The following is a 24,750-nucleotide window of genomic DNA, read 5'->3' as shown; positions in this document are numbered from 1 at the left end:
GGGGGACGGCGGGAGCAAGTACCCGCTCACAACTCGGCTAAGGCCCTATCAATTCGGGCAAGGGTACTGGCACGACCGAGAATTTCCAGCGATTCAAATAGCCCAAAGCCGGTGGCCTTGCCGGTCGTGGCAACTCGCAGCGCGTGAATGATCTGCTTGAACTGAAGGCCTTCTGCAGCCATGAAGTCTTTGAGGCTCTGCTCTGCATGCGCCGCATCAAACGGATGTACTTGCTCCAGTATCGGTCGGAATCTTCGCAGGTACTCGACGGCGGCGGCGTCCTTGCGGAGACGTTTGTCGAAATCTATGGGATTGAAAGTCAATTGTTCGTCTGGCGCGAAGAATTCTGAAAATTCCAAAACGTCTCCGGCGATCTTGATTCGATCACCAGCCGCTGCAACGACCTGTGTGACGCGCAGTTGTTGATCGGCTGTGATGGGTTGACTGACAAGTCCAGCGGCCTGCAAGAAGGGCACGCAGCGCTGGACTTTACTTTCCACCGATAGCGCATTCATCCACCGCGACTGGAAGGCAACCAGTTTTTGCGGGTCAAAACTGGCCGGTGCCCGATTGACTCGATTAAGGTCGAACAACTGGATCATCGCATCTCGCGTAAAATCTTCTCGACTATCGTCCAGCGACCAGCCTAACAGCAGCAAATAATTGATGACCGCGTCCGGCAAGAAACCGGTAGCTTGATAGAAGTCGATGATGACAGGATTGAATGTTTCCAAGTTGGCAGGCAAACCGATTCGCTGCGCAATCCGTTGACCTTGATGGCACAGGGCGGCAAAGTCTTGGTTCTTCAGGTAGGACGCCAGCTTGCGCTTGCTCAGCTTGGCCGTGCCACCTGGCTCAGCCACGAAGGGCAGATGTGCGTACTGCGGCAGCGGATAGCCGAGCGATTGAGCGATGAAAATCTGTCGGGGCGTGTTGCTCAAATGCTCGACCGCGCGCACAACGTGACTGATCTGCATGTCATAGTCGTCCACCACGCTGGCTAAGTGGTAAAGACAGGTACCGTCATTGCGCTGGATGACATGGTCCTGCTCTTCAGACCACTGGAATTCAACTGGACCACGAATCAAATCGTTGAACGCGCAGGTACCTGAGCGCGGCATTTTCAGCCTGACCACGGCGGTGCGTCCCTCGGCTTCAAAGGCTGCCGCCTGACGTTCGTCGGTGGCCATCCAACGCCGATCGTAGACAAATGCTCCACCCGCCTGCTGAGCCGCCTCGCGCTGCTGCGACAATTCTTCAGGGCGAGCAAAGTCACGGTAAGCATGGCCCGACGCGAGCAACCGGCTGACGGCTGCCTGATGCTGCTGGCCGCGTTGCGACTGAAAATAGGGCGCGTACGGCCCGTCCGATGCAGTCCCGTCGGCGGTCGGCCCCTCGTCCCAATCCAGGCCCAACCAGCGGAAGCCATCCAAAATCGGCTTGAGCGCCTGTGCGACATTTCGTTGCGCATCGGTATCGTCAATTCTTAAAAGAAATTGCCCTCCCGCCTGACGAGCTAACAACCAGTTAAAAAGCGCTGTACGAACACCGCCAATGTGCAAATAACCGGTCGGACTAGGGGCAAATCGCGTTCTAATGGCCATCGTTGCGGCTCTGGGTAAGGGGAGGAGGAGTTGGGGCGATACAAGCCGGGAGGTGGCTGGCGGTTCTTTTCCGATTTCGGGGCTGGCCGTAAAATGGCGAGCTTCTCTGGCAGGGCTGGCTCCGTTCGGCATACTGAGCTGTGAGCCCGAACCAGCGTTTTACAAGGGAAATTTTCAATGGCTACACAGGTTGCACAAGAGCGCTTATGGAACTTTTCTGCCGGACCAGCGGTCCTGCCCGTCCCGGTCCTGGAGAGGATTCGCGACGAGATGCTGTGCTTGCCCGGTGCTGGCGCGTCGGTGATGGAGATTTCCCATCGCAGCAAGGAGTTTATCGCCGTTCACGAGCAGGCCAAGACTCGGTTGGCTCAATTGTTGGGCATTGGCGACCAACACGACATTCTGTTTCTGCAGGGTGGTGCCCGACTTCAGTTCTCGATGATACCGATGAACCTGCTGCGCGGTCAGCCCGGCCCGGCCCAGTACGTTCTGACCGGCACATGGGGCTCCAGCGCGCTAGATGAGGCGCGCAAAGAAGGTCCGACGGAGGTTATCTACGACGCCAAGTCGTCCAACTATGATCGCTTGCCCAGCGCAGCGGAGCTGGCTGTCAATCCCGCTGCGGCCTATTTGCATATCACCAGCAACGAGACGATTCAGGGCGTTCAGTTCCCGGACGATTTGAATACCGGCCGCGTTCCTTTGGTGTGCGATTCCTCCAGTGACTTCATGTACCGTCCTTACGACATCAGTCGTTACGGTGTGCTGTACGCCTGTGCCCAAAAGAATGCTGGACCGGCTGGAGTCACCGTGGTGGTCATTCGCAAGGATTTGTTGGAGCGTTCCTCAGATCAGCTACCTGGGTATCTGAATTACAAGTTACAGGCCAAGAACGATTCGATGTGGAACACCCCGCCCACCTTTGCGATCTACGTATTGGGACTTGTCGCCCAGTGGCTGCAAGAGACGATCGGTGGCTTGGACAACATGCTGCAACTGAATCGAACCAAGGCAGCCATCCTGTACGATGTACTGGACAAGTACTCCGATTTCTATCAAGGCCATGCACGTCGCCAGGATCGCTCGCTGATGAACGTGACCTTCCGGTTTGGCAGGCCCGACCTCGAAAAGCAGTTCCTCTCGCAGGCTCGACAGCAAGGCATGGACGGACTGGCCGGACATCGTAGCGTGGGTGGAATCCGAGCCAGCATCTACAATGCAATGCCCCAGGAAGGCGTGCAAACGCTGGCTGATTTCATGATCGACTTTGCCAATAAGAATTCTTAAATTCGCATCTACCGACCTTGCCGCAGGCCAAGTGCGTTAGCAGTTGCCGCCCGGTTGGGTCGCACAAGTTTTTGATTTACTCCAAGAAAGCGTTCAATCGAAATGGGAAAATTCCGCATCGGCGTTCTAGATTCTATCGCACAGGAGGGTATCGAGCTGCTGCAAGCCGAGCCGCATTGCGAATTCGAGGTGCGTACCGGGCTCAAGGGGGACGCGCTGCGCTCGGCCTTGAATGAATTCGATGGCGTGATCATCCGCTCGGGAGTCAAAATCACTGCCGAGTCGCTGGAGGGCAATAAGCGCCTCAAGGCCATCGTACGGGCGGGGGTTGGCACCGACAATATCGACAAAAACGCGGCAACCCGACATGGCATCGTAGTCATGAACACGCCTGCCGGAAATACATTGTCCACCGCTGAACACGCGTTTGCGCTGATGATGGCGCTGTCGCGGAGCATTCCGCAAGCCCATCAAAAACTGTGCGACGGCGTGTGGGATCGCAAGAGCTTTATGGGCGCACAACTTGCCGATAAGACACTGGGTGTTATCGGTTTTGGAAGAATTGGACGCGAAGTCGCGCTGCGTGCCCGAGCGTTCGATATGCGCGTGCTGGCCTTTGACCCCTTTCTAACCGAGGAAATGGCCAGCAAGCTGGGGATTCATCGAGTTGCAACGGTCGCGGAAATGTTGCCCATGTGCGACTACATCACGGTGCACACGCCGCTGACACCGGAGACCAAACACTTAGTCAACTCCGGTAACCTTGCTCAGCTTAAGCCCGGCGTCCGACTGATCAACTGCGCTCGCGGTGGTATCTATGAAGAAGCGGCACTGGTTGAAGGTTTGAAGAGCGGTCAGATCGCTGGGGTGGCCTTGGATGTGTTTGAAGAGGAGCCCTGCACGAACAGTCCGCTGTTTGGTCTGCCCAACGTGGTATGCACTCCCCACTTGGGCGCCAGTACCGAAGAAGCTCAGACACAAGTCGCCGTTGAAGGCATTCATCTGCTCATCAACTTTTTCAAGTCCGGTGAGATTCGTCATTCGGTCAACGTTTCCGCGTTGGACCCCCAGACGTTGGCAGCGCTCCGCAGCCACTTGAATGTCGCCTATCGCCTGGGCATCTTGCTCGGACAATGGCACGGCGGCAATGTTTCTGCATGCCAACTAACCTATCGCGGCGAAGTAGCCGATCGCGACACCAAATTACTTACGAACGCGTTTTGCGTTGGATTGCTGGAGCGAGCGCTTGAGGATGTCAACATCATCAACGCTGAAATGTTGCTCAGAGAGCGTGGCATCGAACTGAGCATTCAACTGAGCCGCGAGACGAGCGCCTTCAGTTCGTCGATCAGTGCCGTAGTAAGCGGTGGCCAGCGCAGTGTCAGTGCTGCGGGAACTGTATTTGGCCATGACATGCCGCGTCTCGTCATGCTGGGCGAGTACCGATTGGAGGCCTATATCGACGGCCAGATGTTGATTTTTACGCATCGCGACGTACCGGGTATCATTGGCAAGGTAGGCAACATCTTCGGCAAACATTCGATCAACATCGCGCAAATGTCGGTCGGGCGCGACAGCGACCTCGCCGGCGGAAGCGCAATTGGCGTATTGAATCTGGATAGCCAGCCGTCGTCAGCCGCTGTGGCTGAGATGCTGCAGGTTGATGGCGTGGAAACGGTGCACAGCCTGACCCTGCCGCCAGCCGGTTCGTTGCCCAGCTGGTTGCAATAGCAGTCATTGCAGGCTAGTCTGAGGCCGTCGGGGGTAGAGGCAGTCAGCAGGGCGGCCTGGAAGGAGCGTTGTCTCAAGTGACACGAGAGTCGATTATCAGCCCTAGCGGTCCTGAACATGAGCAGGATTTCGCGCTGCGCCCCAAGCGCATCGCCGACATGATTGGCCAGCGCGAGGTTATCGAGGTATTGCACATCGCCATCGATGCGGCTCGCAAACGCGATCAACCGTTAGGGCACATTCTGTTTGACGGGCCACCGGGATTGGGCAAGACCACCTTCGCTACCTGCATTCCCCGCGAGATGGGCGTCAGCGTGCAGATGGCCAGCGGACCCGCGCTCAAGGCTCCCAAGGACATCATTCCTTACTTAACAAACCTGGAAGATCGCTCCGTCCTGTTTGTGGACGAAATTCATCGACTACCCAAGGCCGTCGAGGAATATTTGTATACGGCCATGGAAGACTTTCGCATCGACATCGTATTAGGCGAAGGTGTCAGCGCTCGCACTTTGAACTTGCAGCTCAAACCATTCACACTCATTGGCGCCACCACGCGTGCTGGGATGCTCAGCGGACCACTGCGCGATCGCTTTCAAATTCGCCAGCACTTGGGGTTTTATTCGTGTGCCGAATTGGAGCAGATTCTGTTGCGAAGTGCAGAAAAGCTGGTGGTTGAACTAGACCAAGCGGCAGCCGTTGAGATCGCTCGCCGCAGTCGCGGTACGCCACGTATTGCCAATAATCGCCTGTTGTGGGTGCGCGACTATGCCATGTCCAAAGCCGACGGTCGCGCCACGTTGGATATCGCTCAGCGAGCCCTGGAAATGACCGGTATTGACGTGTTGGGCCTCGATCGCCAGGATCGACGTTACTTAGAGACGCTGATCCGAGTGTTCTCAGGTGGTCCCGCTGGCATCGAAGCCATCGCGCATACGATGAATGTCTCGTCCGACACGTTGGTTGATGAAGTCGAACCCTTCTTGCTGCGCAGCGAATTGATTATACGTTCATCGCGCGGCCGTTATGCAACAGCCAACGCTTTCGAGCATCTAAAGATCGCCCCGCCCAACGAGAGTTCCGATCACTTGCCGCTGTTTCGCTAACACTGCTTAGCCGTATTGTCTTCAGGCCCAGGCAACCGCTAAATAGTAGAATTCCGCTTGATCGGAACGGGGGCGAATCCAGGCGATGATTGGACTTGCCGCCACCGTGGTGATGATGGCCATGACCACCAGGAGCGAAAACTGTTTGGGGCCGATGATCCCGCGCTGTAGTTCGACATTCAGTAGGATCAACATGCCGTAAACGATCGCCGAAGCAAGGCAGTGAGGGTGCGGGGACTCGAACCCCGGACCCACGGATTAAAAGTCCGATGCTCTACCGACTGAGCTACACCCTCTCACGTGCCTGAACGTTCTGCACTTGCTAGTACCATGGACTCCGCAGGCCCAATCAAATCTTGCACCGCCCAAAGCTTACTGGACTTGCAGTATCTGCCCAACTGCAGCATAGCGGATACGGGATCATAAGTACCGAGAGACAGACCACCTGAGCCCAATCGCCATGGATTGCCTAGGGCATATCTGTCCTCATTGAGGCAACAATTTACCAGACGCAACCGGATTGGAAAAGGGTTCCCCGGTCCGTCCGCAAGCCAGTTGTTCAAAGTGCCAGGCTGGTTCAAATGGCAACCCGCTGCAACAGGATTAAGCTTCGGCAGCCGGGCTGTCGGTTGCAGATTGGCGGAGTAACCGCAGCAGTGCGGTGCGCAGTTCGCGAACTTTCAAAGGCACCGCCAACAGGATGTGCAGCGCATCCGTTTTAGCGTTGCGGATGATGTACTGCTGCTTGCGATCAACCAATAAGATGGCTGGCAGGTGAGCGGTATGTTGATCAGAGACGAATTGATTATAGGCGTCCAGCGCCGCTGCTCCCAGTTCCGGAGCGCTGAATAAGACGCAGTGAGCCGGAGGATCTTCGTCCGGCAGGAAACGAGCCAGAGCTCGGTGGGGATCACTAATGATGAGTACACGGTAGCCCCGCTTCTTAAGCTTTTCACGCACCAAGTCTTGAAACTCAGGTTTGCTCTCGACCAACATGACTACCTTATTAACACCCTCTTCCGAGGCATCAACAGTGGCTGCCCCATCGGAGGCGCGCAGCTTGGCTGCTGAGGCTGTGGTATCGGTATCGCCGGCCTCAAGTCGCGCAATAACGGTCCTGCATTCAGTCACGATTTCAGTAGAATGCTGATAGCGCTTGGCCGGATCAAACTCCATGGCTCGATGAACTATGGACGCGACGTTACTGGGTACATTGGGGGCGACGCTATTGATATGTGGTACCTCTCGGAATCGCGACACGTTTAGTCGAGCCACTCGATCGCGCGTCTCGGTCAGCGGCGATTTCCCGACCAATATGTGATACAGCATGGCGCCCCAGAAATAGAGATCGCTGCGAGGATCATCTTTGCGGACCCCGGAACCTCGTTCCAGCGCCGCATAGTCGATCGCTCGAGCACTGGGACAATCGGCCAAGGCCGCCTCGTTGCTGGTATCGGCCAAGGCGGCCAACCCAAAGTCCACCAACTTCGCTCGACCTTGGGCAGTTACCAAGACGTTACTGAGTTTCATATCGCGATGCGTGACGCCCAGTGTACTTGCGTACGCCAGGCCGTTGGCAACGTCCATCATCAACTTGAGGGCTGTAATCGGTTCGATCGTCTTGCGAATGTGTACAAGCTCCCGCAGTGTCTGGCCCTCCACGAATTCCATGACCATGTAGGGATTGCGCGGATCGCTATCGACTTCGTGGATGGCCACGATATTGGGATGTTGCAACTGTATGCCCACGCGTGCTTCGCGAAAGAACTGCTCCAATTGCACCGGCTCATTGCGGTGACGGCGGCGCAAGACCTTAATGGCCGCAATTCGACCGGTCTCGCGATGCACGGCTCGATAGACTCTGGCAAAAGTTCCAGCACCGATCAGATACAGCACTTTGTATTTGCCGTAGAAAAAGCCGGTTCGTTCGCCCTTGAGGACACGATCCACTTGCAGATTAGTTACTAGCTCACGGCGCAGTAAGACGCGAATCAAATCCTCACAGGTTACATTCTCCACCCCTACGTCGGACCAAGCTTGCTCCACCGCCAACGGCTCGATCAAGCCGAGTTCAACGAAGCGTTGAGCGAGCTGAGGCGGGTTGAAGTCCATGTTCGAATCGGCAATGAAGTACTCAGGGGTTCTCCGCGAATTGGCGGAAGAACTGGATACATTCGATACTAAGCCACGCGGGTCGAAAACGCAAATTGGCGTCGCTGAGAACCAAAAAAGAAAGGCCGCCCAGCAATCGGTTTGCCAAGCGGCCCAGCTTAGGAGATTTTCACAGGTTGAATTTCAGTGGGAATCGAGTCACAGGTTCGTCATTGACAGCTCGCTTGGCTTGGCAGCGGATACCAGCAGCAATCGGTGGCGATCGACTTCCGCTAGCGCTGATCAACCGTGGCGTTGCTGATCAGCAAAAGTGCCTGTGCGGCGAGGACCGTCAACTATTCATGATCGCCAAGGTCATTCAGTTTTTGCAAGAATTCATCGCGTTCGCGGCGAGTCGCTTCCAAGTCGAACACCAGATACTTCATATCTAACCGCAATTGCCCAAGTGCTTCTTGAACCAGCGTCAGGATACGGCGGCGACGCACACTGCTTTCAGTGACCCGACGCAGCGAAGGCAATAGGCGAATACGATGCTCAACGGGCAGTTGTTCGATGGCTTGAGTCAGTTCCACCAGATCAGCCGGAATGTCGTCGTACTTAGGTGCACTCGTGTTGGTTTCTGGAGCTGAGTTCATCGCATCTGCCTCTGAAAAAGTTGTTGAATCGAGCTGAGTGGTTCGTGCGAGCTGCGTTGGGCTTGTGCCAATGCCACTATTGCAGACTGGGTGCCACTCCCGATCGGCCTGAGCATCATATTCCGTAAGCCCTTGAATTTCAATGACTTAGGATATTCGCTACATTCCATTCCATTTTCCAGCGTTGCCCAATCACCACGCGAATTGACCTGGAAAAAATCCGTAAGTTCTTCTAAAAGCTGGACTTAGGGATTACGCCACACTTTAGCTATTGGCGATGCCTTTTTGCAACAATTTGCAGGCCCACTTCCGGATTTGAAGTCTGGGTAAGCCGTGATGAAACTACTCCGAACCATCTGGACATTGGCAATGGCAACTACCATTGCCTGGACAGCGCAACTGGCTTCCGCACAGAGAAGCGATTCGTTCGAGGGTGGCAGCCCGCGCTGGAATCTTGTGTACAGCGATTGCAATGCCCAGCTGACCGAGCACGACATTAGCCTGATCATGCCTCACAGTGGTCGGACATGCGAGTTGCTTGAGGTCTCAAGCGGGCGCGGAGAACAAGTCCTGTTGGCGTATCCCATCGAGCCGTGCGCGGTACTCAACGAATTTCTACCTGAATTATGGATACGCTGTGCCGCCGGTCAAATTCGTGTGGGCGTACGTGTTGTCTTTCCCAAAGCCATTCATCCAGTTAGTCAGAATCGCATGACGACGGTGATTTGGGGAGACACGTACACACAAACAGGGCAATGGCAACGTTTGCAGGTTAGACAGATAGGAGATCGATTGCAACAAGAGATCATCGCCATCCGCAATCAGTTCGATACCCAACTGAATCTCCAGCAATCCTATATCGACTCGCTGGTCATCAATGCCTACACCGGACCTGGCCGCTACCGAGTACAAATCGACGATCTGGATTTGAGTGGCATGATCCCATTAGCTACGGTGGGAATTCCCCTGCCAGCAAATTGGCGCGAGCGCTGGCAATGGCGTGAACCAGACGGCGCGCACTTTGGAGCCACCACGCAATACCCATTGTGGATCGAGCATCGTGGCGAACAACCTGGATGGCTCAAGTCGCTCGGCTTCACCGGTGTTTGGCTACAGCAGCCTCCGACACATTCCGATTTGAACCTTATCCGCGATGCTTCATTGGCTGTCATCAGCCCACCGCCGGCCAAGCCAACGGAACTATCGGAGGCTGACGTATCGCACGTTCGAGGCTGGTTGATAGGCACGGCACTCAATCGTGATCAAATCGACTGGGTTCGCCAACAAATCTCGGCTGCCGAACAGTTACCTGACTCGATGCGCCGTCCATTGTACGGAGAAGCACTTGAAAACTATTGGTTGTTTAGCCGCTTGGCTCATGAGGTAATCGTACCGGCGCCGGATCCCGTATCACCGGGAGATGCCAAAGCCAAACATGACTGGCTCAGTCAATCGCTAGATACCGTGCGGGTTCGCGGCCGTGGTTGGGTATCGTTACATGTAGACGTTAATCCTGCGTTGGCTGAACAATATCGCGTGGCGATCGAGTCGATCGACGGCACTGTACCGGAGCGACTGCTGGTCAATCCCCTGGGGCTGCGTCACGAGACGATTGCAGCGGTCATCTCCGGCGCTCGGGGCATCGTCTACCACACTGGTACACCGCTGATTACGCCGCTGGACTTTCAAAACGACGAAGATCGGGCGTTGCAAGCTGCGGTGCGCTGGACCAATGGCGATCTGCAGATCTGGAGCCCGTGGCTAACCGTCGGCCAAAGGCAGTCATCTCCGGAATTGAGCCGAAGCGATTTCACTGCCGCTCGTTGGCGCATCAAAAACGCCGAGCTGATTGTGGCTCAGTCATCATCTCCTGAATCGCGCTGGTGCTTGCCCAACACCCAGGGAACGCCACTGGCGTTCAAACTGAGTGAAGGCATCGAAGTTCCGCAGGTTGTTCGCTTGACGCATGGCACTCTCGAAAGCATCGACGTCCAGTCCACTGGCGGCGTTCACCAATGGAGAATTGACGCGCCACACCACGTTGAAGTGTTGGTGATGACACGCAATCCATACGTACTGAATTCGCTCCAGCGTCGTTTGCAGGAACGAACGGCGGAGATGGCTAGTGATCAACTGGAGGTTGCCAGCCTTTGTTTAGAGCAGGCTACTCATACGGTGGAGGCGCGTATCCAGAGCGCTGGCCTTGGCCAATCGGAAGCTCAACGGCGGCAATGGACTGCTCTGAAGCAGGTTCTAAGCGGTGCTCAACAGCAGCTTGACAGTGGCTGGACTGGGTTGCAATCCAATCGGCCTCAAGCGGCCATCAAGTCGGCCTTGGCTGTGCTACAAATTGCTCAGTCGATTCTTCACCAGTCGTACAAGGAGGCAACCGGCAGCTTACCTGCCGCTCAGAGCAGTCCATTTGTGCTGACTCCTGGGACGCTCAAATACCACTGGCTAGTCGCCGACGCCTGCGCTCGCAGTCGCTGGCAGCCCGCGACCATGCCGGGCAGCCAATTCGATAATCTGCCAGACATGCTTACTCACGGCTGGTCGCAGCAGCGACGGCTGGAAGACGCCGCCGAATTGCGCGTCGAACTGGTACCCGCCTCGAACAACTCGCCAAGTGGACTGCGTCTGGCAGCCTACGCCAAACCATCGTCAACCACGAAATCTCCCGGCGCTTTGATTGCCAATTCGCCAGCAAGCCAGAGCAATCCCAATCCAGCCACTGATCGGCGAACAGAAACGTTACCTGGAGGTTACGAAGGTGCGTCACTGCGAGTTCGCAGCGCTCCGCTGACCGTGCGGCGCGGGCAGATGATTCAGGTAACCGCCAAGGCGCTGGTACGACAATCAAGTTCCGATGCATCTTCAGGCATGTTATTCTATGACAACCAGGCTGGACCTAGCCTGGGACAACTGATTCGTGGCAGCGCGGGTCAGCAACTAGACATCCAACTGCAACGCTTTGTATTGGCTGATGGCGAATTTCGCATCCTCGCCGAGTGTCGTGGGGAGTGCGACGTTCAAATACAAGAGCTAAGCATCCACACGATTCAACCGGCTACGAAACAATCTCACTTTGAAACCAGTCCCTTGGAATGACATGCTCTGGCAGCGATTGCCTCCAGCCGATTCTGTGTCTCGGACGCTGGTGCGTGACGCGCTCAATATATGGCAGGCAGGCGTAACCGCAGTGCAGCCCGACACGCTGCTGCGGAATAAGATTCATCGTGACGGCAGATGGCTATGCATTGACGAAGACTGCCGCGTCGACCTTTCACAGACACGCAGGCTGATTATTGTAGGCGCTGGCAAAGCCTCTGCGGCCATGGCGAGTCGATTCCGCAGGCTGGCTGAGCAGGAGTGGGCAACTCCAGATTTTCCTCCGCTGCTCGGCTGGATCAACACGCCCGCCGGCACCGGCCACGAAGCGGTACCGGATATACAATTTCACGTGGCGCGGCCGGTGGGCAGTAATCTGCCAACGCACAGCGCCCTTGAAGGCACCCAGCGGATACTCAACCTTGTCTCGACAGCTCATCCCGATGACGTTGTGTTATGCATGATTTCTGGCGGAGGTTCAGCCCTGCTGGTTGCGCCTCAACCCGGAATTACATTGGCTGACAAACAAGCTGTGGCCGAGCTGGTTTCGGCAGCCGGTGGCAACATCCGGCAGCTCAACACCATCCGCAGTTGCCTCAGTCGTGTAAAAGGTGGCGGACTGGCCCGCCAGTGTCGGGCCGGACGAATGATAGCGCTGATCATCTCCGATGTACTGGGTGATCCACTGGATATCATTGCTTCCGGACCAACCGTGCTCGATAATTCTGGCAGTTATAGACGGGCCGTGGTAGAACTTGAGCAGCTCGATTTGCTCGAGCATCCCCAATTGCATTCAGTGGTTCAGTGGCTGCGGGCAGCAGAGCAGGGGAGGCAAGCCGATCCGCGCCAGAACCAGTCACCGTCCGGCTCGGGGCCGCCCCCGAAAATCGACAATATAATCCTGGGGAACATCTCCGATGCTGTGGATGCCGCCGGAGTGCGCGCCGTCGAACTGGGATATCAATACCTAATGCAGACCGCTCGGCAACCCGAGGGCGATGTGCGCGATGTCGCTCTTATGGCCTGCTCCGCCATGGAGCGCCTAGCACAACAAGCGCCACCAGACTGTTGGATTTCGGGCGGCGAGCCAACTGTCAAGCTGCCCGCTGACAACCCTGGCAAGGGCGGTCGCAATCAACAATTAGCCCTTGCCGTGTTGGAGCTGCTTTCGAAACGCGGCTGGCCGGAAGTCTGGCCTGATAACCATCTGGTGTTTTTGAGCGGCGGAACCGATGGCGAAGATGGTCCGACGGATGCTGCTGGAGCATGGATCAGTGCCGAGACGCTGCAGAGCATGCGACGACTCAGTTGCTCTCCCCTACCGTATCTCGACCGAGCCGACGCCTATCATTTTTTTGAGAGAATGGGAGGATTGATCGTATCTGGCCCAACCGGTACGAATGTAGGCGACTTGCGGATTGCCTTGTCGCGGAAAGGTAGTGCGTAACCGGAACCACGGGTTCTGCAATCGGCAACGGTCGGGCACAATAGCACAGCTGCCGAGCCCGGTTTGTTAGGCAACCTGTTCCACAGTCAGGTATCTCATGGAAAATCCGCAGCGGCGCATCGAACAACTTACCGATCAGATTCGCTATCACGATCGTAAATACTACGTCGATGCCGAGCCTGAAATCACCGATCTGGAATATGATCGTCTGTTGCAGCAGCTTAAAGCGCTGGAGGCGGAGTTTCCAGAACTAGTTCGCCCCGATAGCCCCACACAGCGCATCGGCGACCAGGTTCTGACCGGCTTACGGCAAGTGGAACACCGTGTGCCGATGTTGTCGATCGAGAATACCTATAGTTTGGAGGAATTGGCGGCGTTTTTGGCACGTGTTCAACGCGGCTTGGACGACGTGGCGGTCGAGTGGGTGATGGAACTGAAGATCGACGGTGTTGCTGCCGCAATTGTCTATGAAGATGGACAACTTGTGCGCGCCGTCACTCGTGGCGATGGCCATGTGGGTGATGACATTACGCACAACATTCGTACGATCCCTGATGTGCCGCTGCGCTTGTTGGGAAATCCTCCTAGACTCCTTGAAGTACGTGGCGAAGTTTACATGACCAACAGTGATTTGGCGCAACTGAACCTTCAACAAGCCAGCGCCGGATTACCGCTGTTTAAGAACACTCGCAATGTGACTGCCGGGACCATACGTCTGCTGGATCCGAAACTGGCAGCCCAGCGACGACCGAGGTTCTTTTGCCATGGAGTCGGCTATTGCGACGGGATTCGCTCGACCAATCATATGGATTTCTTAGACGAACTGCGGGGGTACGGTCTGCCTGTGACCCCACATGTGTTCCAATTCCAGGACGCTCAGCAAGTATTGCAGCGCATTGATCAAATCCAAGCTGACCTGCATGAATTGGATTTTGAAGTGGACGGCTTGGTCCTGAAGGTAAATCAATTCGCCGACCGCGAAAAACTGGGCAGTACCACCAAATCGCCTCGCTGGGTCGTCGCCTATAAAATCGAAAAGTACGAAGCCACGACTCGATTGAACGCGATCGTCGTGCAAGTTGGCAAAACGGGTGCGATAACACCGGTAGCCGAATTGGAGCCCGTGCAGCTTGCAGGAACAACGGTCTCTCGCGCCAGCCTGCACAACGCTGAGGAGATTCAGCGCAAAGATATCCGGGTAGGCGATTGGGTCGTCGTAGAAAAAGCTGGCAAGATCATTCCGCATATTGTCCGTGTGGAACTGCATCGCCGCAGCCGGGACTCGATACCCTATCAATTCCCGACTCGTTGTCCTCAGTGCAACTCGCCTCTGGTAAAGGATCAAGGCGGAGTGTACATCCGCTGCGCCAATTCAAGCTGCTCAGCGAGATTGCGCGAACAATTGCGTTACTTTGCCGGACGGTCTGCCATGGACATCGACAGTCTGGGAGAAAAAGTGATCGATCAATTGATCGAGGCGGGTTTGGTGAGCAGCTTTGCTGATCTGTATCGCCTGACCCAAGAGCAGCTATTGACCTTAGATAATTTTGGCCAACGCAAATCCGAGAAGTTGTTGCAAGCAATCCAAGCCAGCAAGCAACGCGGTTTGGCGCGCGTCCTGGCTGCGGTTTCCATTCGCCATGTCGGAACGCGCGTGGCCACGGTGTTGGCCAAACGGTTTCAGAATATTGAGAATTTGGGGGCGGCAACGGTTGAGCAACTGGCCAGCGTCGACGAAATTGGCCAGATTATCGCGGCCAGCGTTTACGATTTTTTGCACAGCGAACATGGACAGGCCACCTTGAGCGGTCTTTCAGAAGCTGGCGTACAGTTGTCCGAGCCGATGAACACGGCCACTGGGGTTTCGCAATCAACCCAGCCCTTATCCGGCAAGACGTTGGTGGTTACAGGAACGCTAACGACCTACACACGTGACGAGATTGAATCATTGATCGCCCAGCTCGGTGGCCGGGCGGCTAGCTCGGTATCCAAGAGCACCGACTATGTTGTGGCCGGCGATAAAGCTGGCAGCAAGTTGGAGAAAGCTCGTCAGTTGGGCGTTCCTGTGCTGAGCGAAGCAGAGTTTCGAGCAATGATTGCTCAAGCAACTCCGGAGTAAAGTTGGTTCCATGTAGTCGCCGGTGCGATCGACTGTTCGGAATGCGCCAGCCACTGGATTTATTGGATTACGCTGCTCGACCATGCTTACGTTGTCTGCGACGTTCGGCTTTACTGAGGTAGCGATCGGAATCCAGATCCTCCTCGTCATCCCGATCGCCGTGAGAGGTGCCTGGTAGAGGCCGCTCGGTCCCAACTGCGCGCAGTCCCCCATGACCTTTAGTAGCACCGGCCGTGGGCGGGCCAGACGTATCGTCGCTAGCTGGCGGCGGCAGTGTAAACCCCGACAACGAAGGCATTTTTACCTTACTGAGAATTGCGGCTGTCGCAGTAACAGGCAGTAGCCACCACCGCTTGCGGCTGCCTCCGGCCTGTTTTCTGGCTTGCCGTTTTGCCTCGCGAGCTGCCTGCTGTTCGGCGCGGAGTACCAACTTGGCAGCTTGTTTTTCTGCCTTGATCTGTTGCCGATCAGAGCTGTTTGAGGCGTCAAGCGCGCCTTCAGTATCATGGGCCCGAATCTTTCTGTATTCCGGTGCATCTTCTGGGGTAGGTGTTGCTCCCGGCCAAATCTTGAACCGCCAACCATTGGATTTTGAATTGGCCGAGGCTCCAGCTGGCTGTTTGCTGGGAGATTTCTGCGCAACTGAGCTGTTGCCGTTTTCTGTCGGTCGAACTTCGGTTGCGCGCTTACGTGCCTCCAGGCTAAGAGGAGCCGGGCGTTGTGTGGTGCTACCAGGAGCCGATGTCGCGGCTGAGGACACGAGCCCCCCACCTGCAGCTCCAGAGCTTCTGCTACTTTCGGAAGTCGCAGATGCGGTTCGACGGTTGGTTGGGGCAGCGGCGTGAGTGTCCTCTGACCTGCGGAATAGCCTAGTCGGTAGAACAAGCTTGAGCCGTTCCTTGAATGGCTGAACATTTTTAACCTTTGCCAGCCTGCTGCGCAGCAGGAAGCGGTATTGCGCGTCGATATAGGTTTGGCGGAGGTAGGCCAGCGATGCAATCCATACCAGAGTTAGTCCACCCAGCCACAGTGCAGACCCCAGCCAAATTCGCATTTGCAGCGACAGGATCGTATCGGTCTTGAATCGTTCCTGAGCCAATGCTACGCACCCCGCCCAAGCGATCAATCCGAATAGCCAACACACCAAACTCAGCGGCACTCGTTTTAGCTCCGAGCACAATCGCAAACCTAGCACACCCACGAACACCGCCAGAGTTGACTGCATCACGGCCTTGCCGCTCCAGCCGATGTTCAACTGAGTCCAACGATCCAGCGCGAGACCAAACAATTCTGACACATGAGTGGTCGAATCAATGCTGCCAAGAATGCAAGTCGGAACAAGCCAGAACCACAAACGATACTCACCGTTATAGTCGTCCAACTTGTGTCTGCGAATCTGAAATGTCAGCGTGGTACAGAACAGGCACAGTAGCCACAAATGACTCCCCAGCCAGGCAGCGATACTATGTGGGTGAGCTGCGTCCAAGGCTAAAGCCAATGGATGGCCATACCAAGGCCAGTGGCCGCTGACGTAGACCTGATAGTGCGCGATTAGCAAACCGGCTACCACAGTCACGCTCGCCGCTATTATTGTCAGAAAGCTACGTCGGCGTACCGGAATCAATTGTACGAATCGCACACCACAGGCTGCGCGAACATCTACACTGTAGCCAGCCCCGCGTTTACCAGTACCTGCGACGGCGGAATTCTGGTTCTCAAGCTGTTTTCGATCGCTAGCACGTTCGAACGTCATCGCAGCGGACTCGCCGGCCGCTGCATCTCGCAATGCGCGTCTGCGTCGATCCATCCGCGAATTGAGAGAAAAAACCATGTTCTGGACTCCAGACATTGCGGCCTCTACGTCTGGGCCGCCCTACTTCCAGAGGCCGTGTTGTTGACGTACCTCCGGACCGTATCAGACTGGGAGAGTCTCACAACCGTGTTGGCTGTGTCAAGGTTGAATCGGTAAGGTTAGCGGAGTAGTTTGGGTTCAAATCGAATTACCGATCGTGCCGATGGTGATGAAAGTAAGGTCAGTACGATGCGGGAAAGAACCGCTACCTGGGCAGTAGTTTTTGACGCGGATGCCCAGCCGACCTAGGCTTTCGTATCTTCTGTTGCGCCCAGTGCGCATTTTGACGTTGCTGCCAGAATTGCCGCCCCAAACTCCGATGCAAGCATCATTGAACGCTTCCACTGCCGATACATTGGCAGCAACTCACCCGCCGACGCGTTTGCGAACCGATATATCAGTTCAGGATCGACTTGTGCGTGCCCGATTAGGTCCGTACGTCGGCCTATTTTATGCTTTGCGAGCCAAACATCCGCCCAGCGCTGCTCACTGCTTGCGTGTGGCCCTGGGTTGTTCCAAGTGGGCTACGTTTTGCAGTTTACCCTCAGAAAGCCGCGACACGTTAGAACTTGCCGGACTGCTCCATGACCTCGGCAAGATTGGCGTACCTGACTTGATTCTACAAAAACCCAGCCAGTTGAATCGAGACGAACTGCATGCGATGGATTTAACTACCAGCCATAGCTTAGAAATCCTGCATGGTGTGGGCGCAGATCATACGTTGTTGCAGGCGATCGAACAGGCGCGGTACACATTCGACTCTGGTCGAGCCGGGTGCCCTCTGGCACGCATGCTGCAGATTGTAGATGCTTTTGATTCCATGACGACCGTCCAGGTATTTCGTGCGGCGTTTAGTCGAGAACAGGCTCTGGATGAGTTATTTGCGCACGCGGGAACGCAATTCGACCCTGAATTAGTCACCAATTTTTCAGAACTTATCAATCAACCCAGGCCCGAATTGGAATCACTGATTGCCCAGCGCTGGCTCAGTCAGTTGTCAAAAGAATCGCACCAATCCTTCACGGGTGCGGTGCTGGTTGGCAGCGCGGCAGAAGAAAGCCTAGTGAACACGCTGTTTCACCAGCGATTACTCGATTCACTGACCGATGCTGCTGTCTATCTCGACAACCAAGGCAAGATATTGCACTGGAATCGGGCTGCTGAACAGCTCAGTGGTCGCACTTCAGAATCCGTTCAATATTGCCAGTGGAACCCAACGTTGATGGGTTTGCTATGTGAGGCTGGCCAGCCGATTCAATCTGAAAACTGTCCGTTACAACTAGCGCTCAAGACCAACACCCAGCACGTGGTACGCCTGACCGCAGTTCACGCGAACGGCCGGCAAAGCCTAGTTCAATTCACGGCGATTCCGCTGTTTACCAGTGACGGATCTTTTGCAGGATTCATTTTACTGATCCGCGATGCATCGCTGCAGAGCGACTTGGAAATGAAAGTACGTGCGCTGCATGCGATCGCTACCCAAGACCCGCTAACAAAAGTTGCAAACCGTGCAGAACTCAACCGCAGCTTAGAGCAATTTGTCATTGAACATAGCGCCACGGGCACGCCAGGTTCGGTGATCATGTGCGACATCGACTTTTTCAAGCGCATCAACGATAGCTACTCACACCAGGCAGGCGATCAAGCGCTCATTACATTTGCGAACCTCCTGCGTGACCATGCTCGACGGGACGATCTTGTGGCGCGTTATGGCGGGGAAGAGTTCGTAATACTGTGCGATTCATGCGATATCCAGGCAGCACATGCCCAAGCTGAAAAGCTGCGGCACATTGTCAGCAGTACGCCGGTGCCTTCCCTCAAGGGCAAGACAATGACGTCGAGTTTCGGAGTCACGCAACTTCAACAAGGCGATGATGCTGAAACGTTCATGGCTCGTGCTGATCGCGCTCTGATGACCGCTAAAGAAACTGGACGGAACCGCGTTGTACAACTGGGCGGAAACAGACTGGAATTACAAATCAAACTCCCAGAGGAAAGCATCACGACCGAAGCCAGTCAATCGAATCAAAAAAGTGGCTGGTTAAACTGGTTTATCGGACAGAATCGTCCGTTGGCCAAGCGAGAGTACTTGACGGCAGTCCCCATGGAAATTGCCGCGCAGAAGCTGCAAGGTTTTGTACGTGACCATCGAGCCGAAATCCTATCCGCCCACGGCGAGCGGATCTCCATTCGCGTTAAAAGCATGGAAAGCGCTCGGCGGCGCGGTGAACATGCGGTGGCCTTGTTGATGAATATTAAAATTCAAAACGTAAAGTACTGCAGCAATGGACGTAACACGGTTTACCAGGACCGCACACTAATGTTGGTTACCATGCATCCCGTCAAGTCACGAGATCGTCGGCTATCTTCTTTGGAAGGCCAGGCGCAGCAGGTTCTATTGAGCTTTCAGGCGTATATGGTCGCGGAAGAAGTAGACGACGAATTGCGTCCTTCAATCATCAAACCGCGTTAGGCCATTTGGCTCATCTTACCGGGATGCTGAGGTTGCAGCAGTTTCATTGACAACCTACCCCCGGTTGTCAGACTGGGCATTCCCGAATATCGTCTTGGTATGCTGCCCGGCGGCACTTAAGATTGGCTCTGCCGTCTTACAGCGCGCCTTCTCGTACGACTCATTTGCATGGCTGAGGAAAACAATTATGGCATTTCAACTACCTTCATTACCGTATGCTTACGACGCACTGGAACCACATGTCGATGCGCGGACAATGGAAATCCACCACACCAAACACCACCAGGCATACATCAACAATGTCAATGGTGCCATTGCTGGAACCGAATTTGATTCGATGAGCGTCGAGGATCTGATCGCCAAACTTGCGGCAGTTCCAGAAGCCAAACGGGCAGCCGTGCGTAATAATGGAGGTGGCCACGCCAATCATTCACTGTTCTGGACCGTGATGGGGCCAAACGCGGGCGGCACTCCTAGCGGTTCGCTGGCCAGTGCTATCGACGCTGCTTTCGGTTCGTTCGATAAATTCAAAGAATTATTTACCGCTGCCGGCACCACGCGGTTTGGCAGTGGCTGGGCCTGGCTGTACGTCGCTGACGGCAAGCTGGCAGTTGGCTCGACGGCCAACCAGGATAGCCCATTGATGGGGAAGGATATTGCTGGCATCGCTGGCGTGCCGGTCCTAGGACTAGACGTCTGGGAGCACGCTTACTATCTCAATTACCAGAATCGACGTCCCGACTATATCAACGCTTTCTGGAATGTGGTCAATTGGCCAGCCGTCGCTGAACGGTTTGCAGCCGCGACCGCCTAGTCATAATGAACAATGCTGCCAATTAGGCGTGTGACGCATTTACCGGAAGCGGTCTCGACATATTGTGCGTAATTTGCGATTCTCCCTGTGTTAATTTCGCGACACTAGGCTTGGAATAGCTTGGCGTGGTGTGATTTTCACTGGGAGAATCAAATTGAACGGCAGATTGACGCTCTTATTGTGTTTGGGATTGGCAACTGCGCCTGCATACGCTGTTGGTCAATCTGGCAACACTGCAGCTAGTAACACTGGACCTGGCAAGCCGATCACCTGGACCATCAGCGATTCTCAAGACAATGTCCCAAATACTGAACGGCCAAGCAGCGTATTTGATTCACCCAGTCGAGGCTCTGGACTGAAGTTTCCCGAGCTGCCAACCCCCTCGTGGCCGACGCTACCTGGCTTTTCATCGGTGAAGGAGTCCGCACTCAATGCGGTGACTCAAACCCGACGGACCACGCGCCGATGGTGGAATAACACGGTCGATTTCCTGAACCCATTCGATGACAGGTCCTCTTCTAAGGACACGGCCGGTAGCAGCGCGACTTCACCAAAAACAACTCGCTGGTGGTGGCAACCACAACCTGAAGAGCCTGAGATTTCGACCGTCAATGACTTTCTGAGGCAGGAACGCCCCCGCTTCTAGCGCAGTCAGCTACGCCAAGTCCCGATCCTCGAACAGCAGCAGTGCCAGAAACATGGCTAAGGTGACGTACAGCAGGCAATAGATCAAATTGCCGCACAACAGCGACATGGTGATCGGCCGATCAGCGTCAATCGCTGTCTGCAACTGAAAATGCTCCAGGATGGGAATGACTGTAGCAATCAACTGCGCGACAAACTCTACGATGGGAAACGTCCCAGCAGTGCTGCTGATGATTGAGGTCGATAGATTTCCCACAACGTAGATGGCGAAACAAATCGACAAGTTCACTAACAGTGGCAGTCGCGTGGCCAAGGCTACGCTCACTGCAGTCAGCAGTATGGCCTGCATGAACCCCATCGCCAAACCCGGCACCGTATGCAACATCTCCGTATGACAAGCTTGCCAAGTAGGCATATCTAAAGAAGACTCACGGGCATCGTAAATAGGTTTGTAGGCCACAGCCACCAGCAACATGATGCCTAGAACCACAAAGATCAGTGCCACAACCCAAAACAGCCCCATGAACTTGCCTATCACGAAGCTGCGGCGCTGAATGGGCTTACTCAATACGGTCAGTGCCGTACGACCTTCGATCTCTTCGCTGATCGAGCTGCTGGCCGACCACACGCCCTGGAACGCCGCCAACAGCATGATCGTAGTGATACCACAGTCTTTGAGCAACTTGATGTCCTCACCAAACGTATTAAACGACAAGAACTCATACAACAAAATCAGGACGCTGCCCAACGCGATAAGCACTAGAAACAAGGGCTGGGCCAATTCATTCTTCATCGTGGCCAGAGCTACCGCTGATACGCGTGGTGCGACGGCGCTTTGCAACAGGACCGCCAATCCAAACAACAGTGTCGCTAAAGCAATTGTTATCAATGAAGATGCCTGAGGAACAGGTGGGTCGGTTTGATATTCAATCGTGACACTCGACGGCTCAATTTCTTGATTTTGAGCATAAACTGCTGTGCCGGGCTCGTACGCGATCGGCAAATCGCTCAGCGGCTGACTGCGATTCCAGTCGATTGCCTCTCCAGCAGCCAAACGATAGGGCGCTCGTGAAAAATCAGCGGCATGGGGCGCATCGCCCAACAAAATGGTAGTGTTGCTTGAAAGTCGAAACTGGTGAACACGAGCAAAATCCCCCGGCATTTGCAACTCCACCAGCGGTGCATTGCCGTCAGGTGGACGAGCCTCCAGGAGTGCAACCAACGCGGGCTGCTGACCTGAAGTGAACACCTCCGGAATACTCTTAAGCGCCGCCAACGGCTGGTCTACAATAGAAGTAACCATCTGACTGCCGATTGCCCACAGCGCTGCGCCAACTAAAACGACGATCAGCCCTACCGTAGCAATGGTGCCCGCTGCCCCTTCGGATAGCGTCGCCCAAGAGCTCTTTGCCGCCTGACGCCCACAACAAAACACTACAGCCCAGCCCACCAAGGCACACAATAGCGCAGCCGCAATCCCCAGCAGCAACGGCTCCTGCAACTTCGCGTCGCCCCAAACCGATTCCGGCACAACCCACAGTAGCGATCCCGTTAGTAGTCCGGCAATTACTGCAGCCACTACATGCCCTGCCGGTTTGGCGGATAACCTCGACCAAGGGGTATGCGACAGTGCTTGAAACAACAGTACGCATAGCGCTAACGCAATTAGCCCCAATGCGATTCCAGTGGCTAAATACCAAACCGGCGTCAACCACACAGTCAGCCATGACGAACCGGCCTGAGCCAGTGGAAAACTGAGAAAAGGCGAAGACGTGAAAAACATAGAATCAATTGCCTGCAATCGACGACTAGGGAACTTCAACTATCCTGAAATCAACGATAGTCACCATACTACTCAATCCGCTACGATCTCAAAGCCCCACACACCACCCAAATGGGCAGCTTCGTTTTAGCAGCTTCACACTTGATAACCTATCTTGGCAAGCTTGCCAGCTTGCTGAACTGGTTCTTCGATACCTTGACTTTTAAAGACTCCTAAGGCTTCCACTTATCCGTTGCGATGGAAAACTCAGTAAACTCCTGTGGCTGACCGTCCAACCAGTCAAGCTGGCAATGTACGATGTTGCGCGACATTGCCCGGTCAATCTCCTGAAGCAACTTGGTTAGGGATTTGGCGTCTCCCACGGCAACCATTTCGACGCTGCCATCGCTAACGTTGCAGACCATGCCTGTGACCGGCAGTCGCCGAGCCAACTGGCTAACCGTCATTCTGAAGCCAACGCCTTGCACGCGACCAGAGTAGATCGCCCGTACCTTCTGAATTGACTTGTTTCCCATCGCCACCTCTCTGTTGGGTACCGCTTGACGCCGCTTACCGGCTTTTTCTATTCTCCTGCCACACGGCTCCGACCTCAGTACGCCCAAGGCAAGCGGCCCGTCAATAGTTACCGTCGCCAGACTGTGAACAAGCTCACCTGCAGTCGTCGGGCGACGGTAGCTGCTGGCAGATTCGTATTGACCGCTCGCCCCAAAGCTGGCCACTTTTGCCAACTAACGAATCGGCCATTTTAGCAGTGCCCGCTCCAAAACCAACAGTATCAACCGCTCGGCTGCCAGCAATTACCCTGCTGGTTGCGGTGATTGTTTGCCTTGTCAGCCCCGCGGTAAGCTGGGGTCAGCAATGGCAGTCAGCCTATGTACTGCTGAGCAACGATCGCTGTCTGCAAGGACAAATCGAAATGCTGCCCGATCGCTGTCGGATTCGACAGAACGAGGGCAACGAAATAACTGTCCACCGCAATCAGGTTCAATGCGTTGGGTCAAGTCTGGACGACATCTATCGTTACAAGCTTAGCAAGCTGTCTGTAGGAGTTCGAGCCGGCGATCACTTCAAATTGGCTCGCTGGTGCTTGGGAGCCAATCTGCTGGCTGAGGCTGGCGAACACTATCTAAGACTTATCAAGTCACATCCACCCGAAGCGCACCCACAAGTTCGTCAGTTGGGCGTCGAGATTAGAGACATGATGCTGCGACAGCCAGAACTTCGAAGTCACTTGGGGTTAGCTCCTTTACCCACCACACATATCCTCCAACGAACCGCCGGGCAAAGTGCTCCAACATCTACCGAGAGTTCACACCTGATTGGAGTGCAGCCGGCCAGCACTCGTCCGTCTGAGGCGCGCACTATCACATCATCACCGGCGAACACGAATAGTATCCACCACATACTGCCACAGGTACAGACGCGATTCGTCGAACAGATTCAACATGTATTGCTCAACCGCTGTGGACAAGCGAGCTGCCACGGTGCAACTTCAAATAATTCTTTGCGACTGCTCGAAATTCGTGGCGTCCAGTCAGCTCAGCGCAGCAGTTCAAACCTGCAGTCCGTGTTGCAGCACGTCAGTCAAGACCCTGCTGCGCGATCTGCTTTGATTGAGTATGCCACCCGACCGCACGGCTGGCGACCAACCGCCGCTCTGACGCACCAGGACACTCGACTAATTCATGACTTGGAGGCGTGGATTCAGCTTATTCAGAATCCGGTGGTAACCGCCGAGGCAACTCAATTAGCTCAATCGCGACCCGCTGCAACCTCCACTGAAAGGTCGGACTTACAACCGCAATCTGCGCTCAATCCGCTGCCGCCGGGTGCTGCTCGTCTGCGACCAGTACCCGGCAGCCCGTCCTCCGATTCCAAGGTTCAAAACGCTGAAGACCCGTTTGATCCGAGCGAATTCAATCGGCTTCGCTCGGCCCGAAGTTCGGCACCAGCTACCGACAGTGCAGACATGCGGTACTGATCCACCACAGACACCCTCGCGACTGCGCGCTCTCTCCACGGTCCGCGGCGTGTTTC

General features: G+C 55.2%; 17 protein-coding genes and 1 tRNA gene. 10 read left to right on the top strand and 8 right to left on the bottom strand.

The genetic code is table 11. The features are described 5' to 3' along the window. Window positions 1–26: 26 nt before the first annotated feature. The gene (gene gltX / locus KF752_19560) at window positions 27–1,604 is read right to left on the bottom strand and encodes a glutamate--tRNA ligase (protein MBX3423759.1); all 1,578 of its coding nucleotides are present in this window, start codon (window positions 1,602–1,604) and stop codon (window positions 27–29) included. A gap of 177 nt (window positions 1,605–1,781) precedes the next feature. On the opposite strand from gltX, the gene serC reads away from it, so the two are divergent. The 3 genes from serC to ruvB all read left to right on the top strand — a co-directional run bounded on the left by serC (window position 1,782) and on the right by ruvB (window position 5,725). After that, complete coding sequence (serC, locus tag KF752_19555) at window positions 1,782–2,891, top strand: 3-phosphoserine/phosphohydroxythreonine transaminase (GenBank protein MBX3423758.1); 1,110 nt, start codon at window positions 1,782–1,784, stop codon at window positions 2,889–2,891. A gap of 102 nt (window positions 2,892–2,993) precedes the next feature. Then, on the top strand, window positions 2,994–4,622 hold the full coding sequence (gene serA / locus KF752_19550; GenBank protein MBX3423757.1) for a phosphoglycerate dehydrogenase: 1,629 nt from the start codon (window positions 2,994–2,996) through the stop codon (window positions 4,620–4,622). A gap of 158 nt (window positions 4,623–4,780) precedes the next feature. Continuing rightward, window positions 4,781–5,725 (top strand): Holliday junction branch migration DNA helicase RuvB, encoded by a 945-nt coding sequence (ruvB, locus tag KF752_19545; protein MBX3423756.1) that lies wholly within the window; start codon window positions 4,781–4,783, stop codon window positions 5,723–5,725. Between the two features lie 21 nt (window positions 5,726–5,746). Here the strand turns inward: ruvB and KF752_19540 are convergent, their stop codons facing one another. From KF752_19540 to KF752_19525, 4 genes are all read right to left on the bottom strand, one after another. After that, window positions 5,747–5,920 carry a hypothetical protein gene (locus KF752_19540; protein ID MBX3423755.1) on the bottom strand — a complete coding sequence of 58 codons (174 nt, stop codon included), beginning with the start codon at window positions 5,918–5,920 and terminating at the stop codon, window positions 5,747–5,749. Between the two features lie 28 nt (window positions 5,921–5,948). Then, window positions 5,949–6,021 (bottom strand) — tRNA-Lys (locus tag KF752_19535). Between the two features lie 307 nt (window positions 6,022–6,328). Next, window positions 6,329–7,837 (bottom strand): protein kinase, encoded by a 1,509-nt coding sequence (locus KF752_19530; GenBank protein ID MBX3423754.1) that lies wholly within the window; start codon window positions 7,835–7,837, stop codon window positions 6,329–6,331. A gap of 335 nt (window positions 7,838–8,172) precedes the next feature. Then, on the bottom strand, window positions 8,173–8,472 hold the full coding sequence (locus tag KF752_19525) for a transcriptional regulator (protein MBX3423753.1): 300 nt from the start codon (window positions 8,470–8,472) through the stop codon (window positions 8,173–8,175). Window positions 8,473–8,841: 369 nt separating this feature from the next. Between KF752_19525 and KF752_19520 the strand changes: the two genes are divergently transcribed. The 3 genes from KF752_19520 to ligA all read left to right on the top strand — a co-directional run bounded on the left by KF752_19520 (window position 8,842) and on the right by ligA (window position 15,146). Further along, complete coding sequence (locus KF752_19520) at window positions 8,842–11,580, top strand: hypothetical protein (protein MBX3423752.1); 2,739 nt, start codon at window positions 8,842–8,844, stop codon at window positions 11,578–11,580. Between the two features lies 1 nt (window position 11,581). Then, window positions 11,582–13,027: a DUF4147 domain-containing protein gene (locus KF752_19515; GenBank protein MBX3423751.1), complete on the top strand. Its 1,446-nt coding sequence runs from the start codon at window positions 11,582–11,584 to the stop codon at window positions 13,025–13,027. Window positions 13,028–13,124: 97 nt separating this feature from the next. Continuing rightward, window positions 13,125–15,146 carry an NAD-dependent DNA ligase LigA gene (gene ligA / locus KF752_19510; protein ID MBX3423750.1) on the top strand — a complete coding sequence of 674 codons (2,022 nt, stop codon included), beginning with the start codon at window positions 13,125–13,127 and terminating at the stop codon, window positions 15,144–15,146. A 67-nt stretch (window positions 15,147–15,213) separates the two neighbouring features. Here the strand turns inward: ligA and KF752_19505 are convergent, their stop codons facing one another. Then, window positions 15,214–16,977 (bottom strand): hypothetical protein, encoded by a 1,764-nt coding sequence (locus KF752_19505; GenBank protein ID MBX3423749.1) that lies wholly within the window; start codon window positions 16,975–16,977, stop codon window positions 15,214–15,216. Between the two features lie 436 nt (window positions 16,978–17,413). On the opposite strand from KF752_19505, the gene KF752_19500 reads away from it, so the two are divergent. From KF752_19500 to KF752_19490, 3 genes are all read left to right on the top strand, one after another. After that, window positions 17,414–19,471 (top strand): diguanylate cyclase, encoded by a 2,058-nt coding sequence (locus KF752_19500; GenBank protein MBX3423748.1) that lies wholly within the window; start codon window positions 17,414–17,416, stop codon window positions 19,469–19,471. Window positions 19,472–19,658: 187 nt separating this feature from the next. Continuing rightward, entirely contained in the window at window positions 19,659–20,285 is a 627-nt protein-coding gene (locus KF752_19495) for a superoxide dismutase (GenBank protein ID MBX3423747.1), read from the top strand. Window positions 20,286–20,439: 154 nt separating this feature from the next. Next, entirely contained in the window at window positions 20,440–20,931 is a 492-nt protein-coding gene (locus KF752_19490; GenBank protein MBX3423746.1) for a hypothetical protein, read from the top strand. 9 nt (window positions 20,932–20,940) lie between these two features. Here KF752_19490 and KF752_19485 read toward each other — a convergent pair whose 3' ends face one another. Together KF752_19485 and KF752_19480 are read right to left on the bottom strand one after the other, a co-directional pair. After that, complete coding sequence (locus KF752_19485; GenBank protein MBX3423745.1) at window positions 20,941–22,713, bottom strand: ABC transporter permease subunit; 1,773 nt, start codon at window positions 22,711–22,713, stop codon at window positions 20,941–20,943. Between the two features lie 212 nt (window positions 22,714–22,925). After that, window positions 22,926–23,228 carry an acylphosphatase gene (locus KF752_19480; protein MBX3423744.1) on the bottom strand — a complete coding sequence of 101 codons (303 nt, stop codon included), beginning with the start codon at window positions 23,226–23,228 and terminating at the stop codon, window positions 22,926–22,928. Window positions 23,229–23,527: 299 nt separating this feature from the next. Here KF752_19480 and KF752_19475 point away from each other — a divergent pair, with 299 nt between their 5' ends. Then, on the top strand, window positions 23,528–24,694 hold the full coding sequence (locus KF752_19475; GenBank protein MBX3423743.1) for a hypothetical protein: 1,167 nt from the start codon (window positions 23,528–23,530) through the stop codon (window positions 24,692–24,694). Window positions 24,695–24,750: the final 56 nt, after the last annotated feature.

The sequence above is a fragment of the Pirellulaceae bacterium genome (assembly GCA_019636385.1).
GTDB lineage: Bacteria > Planctomycetota > Planctomycetia > Pirellulales > Pirellulaceae > Aureliella.
This window is presented reverse-complemented; position numbering and strand designations above follow the sequence as displayed.

Bases quoted from the DNA above. Each gene is read 5' to 3' on its own strand.
- ruvB (MBX3423756.1), top strand. From the start codon at position 4,781: ATGATTGGCCAGCGCGAGGTTATCGAGGTATTGCACATCGCCATCGAT.
- KF752_19495 (MBX3423747.1), top strand. From the start codon at position 19,659: ATGGCATTTCAACTACCTTCATTACCGTATGCTTACGACGCACTGGAA.
- ligA (MBX3423750.1), top strand. From the start codon at position 13,125: ATGGAAAATCCGCAGCGGCGCATCGAACAACTTACCGATCAGATTCGC.
- gltX (MBX3423759.1), bottom strand. From the start codon at position 1,604: ATGGCCATTAGAACGCGATTTGCCCCTAGTCCGACCGGTTATTTGCAC.
- KF752_19480 (MBX3423744.1), bottom strand. From the start codon at position 23,228: ATGGGAAACAAGTCAATTCAGAAGGTACGGGCGATCTACTCTGGTCGC.
- serC (MBX3423758.1), top strand. From the start codon at position 1,782: ATGGCTACACAGGTTGCACAAGAGCGCTTATGGAACTTTTCTGCCGGA.
- KF752_19520 (MBX3423752.1), top strand. From the start codon at position 8,842: ATGGCAACTACCATTGCCTGGACAGCGCAACTGGCTTCCGCACAGAGA.
- KF752_19505 (MBX3423749.1), bottom strand. From the start codon at position 16,977: ATGGTTTTTTCTCTCAATTCGCGGATGGATCGACGCAGACGCGCATTG.
- KF752_19540 (MBX3423755.1), bottom strand. From the start codon at position 5,920: ATGTTGATCCTACTGAATGTCGAACTACAGCGCGGGATCATCGGCCCC.
- KF752_19485 (MBX3423745.1), bottom strand. From the start codon at position 22,713: ATGTTTTTCACGTCTTCGCCTTTTCTCAGTTTTCCACTGGCTCAGGCC.
- KF752_19530 (MBX3423754.1), bottom strand. From the start codon at position 7,837: ATGGACTTCAACCCGCCTCAGCTCGCTCAACGCTTCGTTGAACTCGGC.
- KF752_19525 (MBX3423753.1), bottom strand. From the start codon at position 8,472: ATGAACTCAGCTCCAGAAACCAACACGAGTGCACCTAAGTACGACGAC.
- serA (MBX3423757.1), top strand. From the start codon at position 2,994: ATGGGAAAATTCCGCATCGGCGTTCTAGATTCTATCGCACAGGAGGGT.
- KF752_19515 (MBX3423751.1), top strand. From the start codon at position 11,582: ATGCTCTGGCAGCGATTGCCTCCAGCCGATTCTGTGTCTCGGACGCTG.